The 511-nt window shown below is 67.1% G+C and carries 1 pseudogene; it reads left to right on the top strand.

Going from position 1 to position 511, the window contains the following annotated elements:
* A pseudogene (locus J5M56_RS24375) lies at positions 1-511 on the top strand (hemagglutinin); the annotation flags it as partial.

The following is a 511-nucleotide window of genomic DNA, read 5'->3' on the forward strand; positions in this document are numbered from 1 at the left end:
GAGCGGTAACGTGTCGTCGCTGTCGACCGGCTTGAGTACGACGCAGAGCGATGTCGCGTCGCTGTCAACGGGACTGAGTACGACGAACAGCAATCTCGCGTCGTTGTCGACTGCGGTGTCCAACGGAGGGATTCACACCAACGGCGCGGGCGGCACGTCGATGGGGCCGGGAGCCGACGCGTCGGGCAGCAACAGCCCGGCGGTCGGTGGCGCAGCGTCTGCTTCGGGAGCCAATGCAACGGCGCTCGGCCAGGCGTCGAACGCATCGGGCAATAATTCGACGGCATTAGGGCAAGCATCGAGTGCATCCGGAAGCGGCTCCACCGCGGTGGGGCAGGGCGCGAGCGCGTCGGGCGATGGGTCCTCGGCATTCGGCCAAGGGGCGATTGCCTCCGGCACGAACTCGACGGCGCTGGGCGCTCATTCGACGGCATCGGCGCCGAATTCAGTGGCGATCGGTGCGAACTCGGTAGCTTCCGCGCCGAACACGGTGTCGTTCGGGTCTCAGGGC

Source organism: Pseudomonas sp. 51_B (assembly GCF_017491595.1).
Classification (GTDB): Bacteria; Pseudomonadota; Gammaproteobacteria; order Pseudomonadales; family Pseudomonadaceae; genus Aquipseudomonas; species Aquipseudomonas promysalinigenes.